At 34.5% G+C, this 4,594-nt stretch carries 4 protein-coding genes; 3 read left to right on the top strand and 1 reads right to left on the bottom strand.

Annotation, left to right across the window (positions count from 1 at the left end):
* The first annotated feature begins 145 nt into the window (after window positions 1-145).
* The gene (locus P9B04_RS14735; protein ID WP_342055744.1) at window positions 146-679 is read left to right on the top strand and encodes a hypothetical protein; all 534 of its coding nucleotides are present in this window, start codon (window positions 146-148) and stop codon (window positions 677-679) included.
* A 944-nt stretch (window positions 680-1,623) separates the two neighbouring features.
* Complete coding sequence (locus P9B04_RS14730) at window positions 1,624-2,382, top strand: GIY-YIG nuclease family protein (RefSeq protein WP_342055743.1); 759 nt, start codon at window positions 1,624-1,626, stop codon at window positions 2,380-2,382.
* 594 nt (window positions 2,383-2,976) lie between these two features.
* Here P9B04_RS14730 and P9B04_RS14725 read toward each other — a convergent pair.
* Window positions 2,977-3,447, bottom strand: coding sequence for a DNA-binding protein (locus P9B04_RS14725; RefSeq protein WP_342055742.1), 471 nt, complete (start codon window positions 3,445-3,447; stop codon window positions 2,977-2,979).
* Between the two features lie 413 nt (window positions 3,448-3,860).
* On the opposite strand from P9B04_RS14725, the gene P9B04_RS14720 reads away from it, so the two are divergent.
* Complete coding sequence (locus P9B04_RS14720; RefSeq protein ID WP_342055741.1) at window positions 3,861-4,238, top strand: replication/maintenance protein RepL; 378 nt, start codon at window positions 3,861-3,863, stop codon at window positions 4,236-4,238.
* Window positions 4,239-4,594: the final 356 nt, after the last annotated feature.

Below are 4,594 nucleotides of genomic sequence, written 5' to 3'. Positions count from 1 at the left end.
TTAGTCTAGATTTACTATTCTTTCATTTTCTCACACCTCATTCCTGATTGCTATAGTTATAGCAATCAATTTTCCAAACCCTACTACCTTTCAATATATTGTATTTCGCATTGTTCTTGCACTTGCGGCAGCTGGTGTTGCCGTTATGATCCCAGGTTTCCTAGAACTAAATATTGCTAAATGGCTCCGAGCCGGGGGTGCACTAGCAATTTTTGTTATTGTTTACTTCTACAATCCAGCTTTCTTTGCTGTTCAAAATGTAGCTAGAGAAGTCTCTCGTAGAAATGCAAAAGATGAGTTTGCACTTCTACTTGAAAGACGGCTATTGGCAGTTGGTTCACAATATAAATCAGGTGCATATGAATTAGATGCACCTATGGAAGTTACAGGGGTAGAAAGAAGCGAGATTTATCGTGTGCATAGCAAGTATGTTTCACTTACAAGTGATTTACATAATTCGTTAATAAATGGTCGGTATATGCAAACATACTCAGTGTTAGTGGAATTAAAAAGTTTACTTAACCAGATACAATCATGGGGACCATCATATCAATCTTTAGAAGAAGAGCTATTTAGACAGATTTCACCAGAGTTGAGGCCTAATATTGCTAAGAATCTTCCTGAACTCCAACCATCGCTGACATTATTCGATCAGGAGCATTCCAATTTTGCACGTTAGCTTTTTTAAGAGGTACAGATATATAGAACAGATTTAGGATCTTTTTTGACAAACATAATTTTTTTAGTAATTTACTAAGTAAGTTTAAATTAGGATGAAGAATTATTTTCTGAAACTAGCTATAATGTATATCTATTTATATAGATGTATAATTAAACTTTAAGACATTTTTTATTATAAAGTTGTCACAACTAATTTATCATTTATCATTTATCATTTATCATAACTTGCTTATTACAAAAATCAAATTGATATTGAGAATTTCTGTTTTCGATATCACCTTAAATTCTTTTTTTCTAGATAGGATCGTCTCGCTGATCGCTCGGTTTTTTGTTCTATATCGAATTCGCTGATCGCTCATGTTATTTATGTGGGGGACTCCATCCCCCACACCCCCTGGGTGCTGTTCTCGACACGCCTTCCACTCCATTCCGCAAGAGCTCCATTCCGCTCCAGTCGGTCTCAAACAGCTTTTAATATTTTTTCTCATACTTCACCTACTAGCTTATTCTCAGTTGTAATGTAATATATATTACAGTGTTTACCTATTTAATAGATACTGTAATTATACTAATAATTATTCCTTTCCCATCTGCCCAATGGGGGTTTTAGGGGGTGTCCCCCTAACCTACCTTTTATTCTAATTATTTAACAAAATGTATAACAATGTATAATTATAATGTATGCACTGTAATATTTATTATTTTAAATACTCACTAATTCTGCTGTTTAAGGAACCATATTAAATTAATCTGTCTTGGCATATATGCAGTTAATATGACAATTTGTAATATGCTGTTATTTATATATGTATGCAGTGTTTATATTTTATGTGTATGACAGTATATATTTAATTGTAGTTAATTATTACATTATATGTATGTAGTTATAATTGTATGACATAGTATAATACAGTATAAGTTATACTATTAGACACTTACAATATGTCTCAAACATCCCGTACAGCAGCTATTACACTTCGATGTCCCTTAGACCTAGTTAACAGTATTGATGATCAAGTTAAGCACACTAGACAGAATAAAACTGGTGTTATACTTGGTATGCTTTTAAGTTCTATTCCCAGTCTACATATTACTGAACGAGTCAAATTACCTAAACTACCTGGAATCTATTTTGTTTATACTTTAGATCATAAACTTCTTTATATAGGCAAAGCTGATAATCTGCGGACTCGTTGGAACAGTCATCATAAATATCAATATTTTATTGAAACTTCTATGGACTGTAGAATAGGTTACTTTACTTTTGACTCTGTTGATAATCTCAACGCAACTATAGAAGAGTTTGAAACAGAGCCAACCGAAACAGTTCAAACTAATATCTTAGTAACTGCTGCTCAATTACAAGAAGTTAAACAAGAATTAAATACTCTAAAACAACAATTCAATGATACCCTTTCTACTCTAGTACAATTCGGTTCAGAATCCATAGTTAAAAGACTACAAAACCATTTACCCCCAAGAGGTTTACAAAAATGGAAACCAAGTTCTGAAGATCAAAGAGACGGCATCAATCGCAGTAGTTTAGCCAAGCACTTTGGTTTTAACACTGTCAAGGATCTAGAAGACGCAGCTTCCCTATTTGACATAGATCCTATTAATTATCTTGAAGAGTTAAGTGGATGGAAATATCATCCTACTGGAGAAAACAACCCATCCCCTAAATTTAAACCAATTAATTAATTCTGATCTAACTAATATCCAATTTCTAAAGCTGTTTGAGATGAATATTTGCGAATGGAGCGGAGCGGAATCAGCAAATATTTATTGAGAACAGCACCTGGGGGGTATGGGGGGAAATTCCCCCCATATAAATACTCGCGATTAGCGAACTCAATCCTAGTTAAACAAACGGTTCACGATCAGCGAATTCGATCCACAACAAACAACCGAGCGATTAGCGAGACGATCTTTCTTTCTCTTCTGACTTCCTTTTCAAAAAAACGTTTTTAAATTCCCTTAATATATATTAACAAAAACCTTATAATTTCCTTAATTTTTACTAACTAAAAATTTGGATCAAAATTGGCCATTTACTCACTGTCAGATCCAAAAATGTCTTTTTTTTCTTCTAATTCTCTTCCAAGTAGAACAATTGTTTTGGATCAAAACTGGCCATCTACTAAGTGTTTAGCCCAATTGTTCCTCATTTTATTCTATAATGGAGATCAAAATCCCTTCATTTCTCATCATACACCCTAGCTTATCTTAATTACTTTCCGTAAGGAAAGCGCACTTACGCAAACTTTGTTTGCAAAGTGCTTTTTATTATATAAGTTAATCCCAGTCATCTAAATCAACTGATTTTTTTTTAGGGTTAAGTTCACGCCACTGATAAAATCCCCATCCTTCTTTTCTTCCAAGATACTGAGCGCATAACTTCCAAATTGCTAGTGGTGGATTTAACTCTTTTAAACGGTAAACTAACCATCCTGGTTTGTACTCTTTTACCTGTTGCTGTCTGATCAATCTCAAAAACTCATTTAACGATTCTTCTCCTTGGCCAACTTTAGGAATTGGAAACACAGTCACACTAAAAATCAACATCACGTAGTCATCCATAACGTCAATTTTGCCTACAGCTGTAATCTCCATTCCGTTCTCCAAATGAGTTTTTAACTTTTTCCAGTAGTCAGGAAATATTAAAGCTCGTATAGAAATCCCTTCATTAAGTTCTAGCTCTAGCTTTCCGAGGATCAAACCCTTCTTTGATTCCCAAGTGTCTAAATTTTTCACCGTTCCTGTCATTACAGCAACCTGTCTCAAAAGTAATCCCTATCTAAGTTCTAGCCCTCTTAGTATCGCATTTTTGTCCCATAATCTGGGGACACCCCAGACCCCGATCTGGAAGGACAGCAACCAGTCCCTCCAGACCTCCCCGAACGACGGCTCCAAGCACCTTTAAGCCAGCTTTTAAAACATTAAGAAAATATTAAATTTACCAGTTTTAATCGCTGGAAGCTAGGCCTGGAGCGGATTTCCGCCTTACGTTATTAAGAGGTAGACATAACACTAAGACGAAATCTTGGAAACATTGATTATATAAACATTTCAGCGATTTTGTTAGCCTATAAAAACTTGAGTCTATGAACTATAGTTTTTATAGGCTATAGTTTTTATAGGCAATGTATCCATAAAAATTTTAGAGGATTAAACTTAAAATGGACAGTAAACAATATGGGTCTAAAAGACTCAGACAAGCTATCGAAATCATCGAAAGTAATGGACTGAGTGTTTATAGACGCAGACGAAAGGAGAAATCGTTTGTGAAACTTTACACTGATTCATTAGAAGCAATACTTCCAAAAATAAGCGGTAGTGCGCTTAAGGTACTTCATGCTCTTGGTTTTCGTATGGGCTTTGAAGATACAATTGTTGAAATGACTCAACGAGAAATTCAGCAAGCCACAGCGTTAAGTGAACACACTATCAGAGAAGCACTTAACGAATTAGAAGAGTTGAAAATTATTAGCCGTCTTGGGCCTAATAACCGACGTAAATACGTTTTGAGTCAAATGTTTGTGAAAAAAGGAAAATAAAAAAATTGACTTATAAGTTTTTCTTATGAGTTATTAGTTCTCTAACCTTAACTTCTATAAACTCTATATCATCTAGCTTTAAGCCCTCTACGTTATCTTTCCTCCCTATGACCATGTACAAACTTGGGGGTTTAAGGGGTCTAGAAGCAACGTTATACCCCTTCGTAATAGATTAATCATTTTTATTCCTTTCATGCCTCTATGATACCTTTAAGGGGTCAATAAAAGGATATTTGAATTACAATTGCATTCACATCTTGACTCGACTCCTTGACACAGAATTTTAAATAGGAAGTTGTTTTTAGACCTCTTGCAAAAGTGTTTCATGGTATGATTAAAGGTTATCCATTTTTGGA

This window comes from Crocosphaera sp. Alani8 (assembly GCF_038442745.1).
GTDB lineage: Bacteria > Cyanobacteriota > Cyanobacteriia > Cyanobacteriales > Microcystaceae > Crocosphaera.
This window is presented reverse-complemented; position numbering and strand designations above follow the sequence as displayed.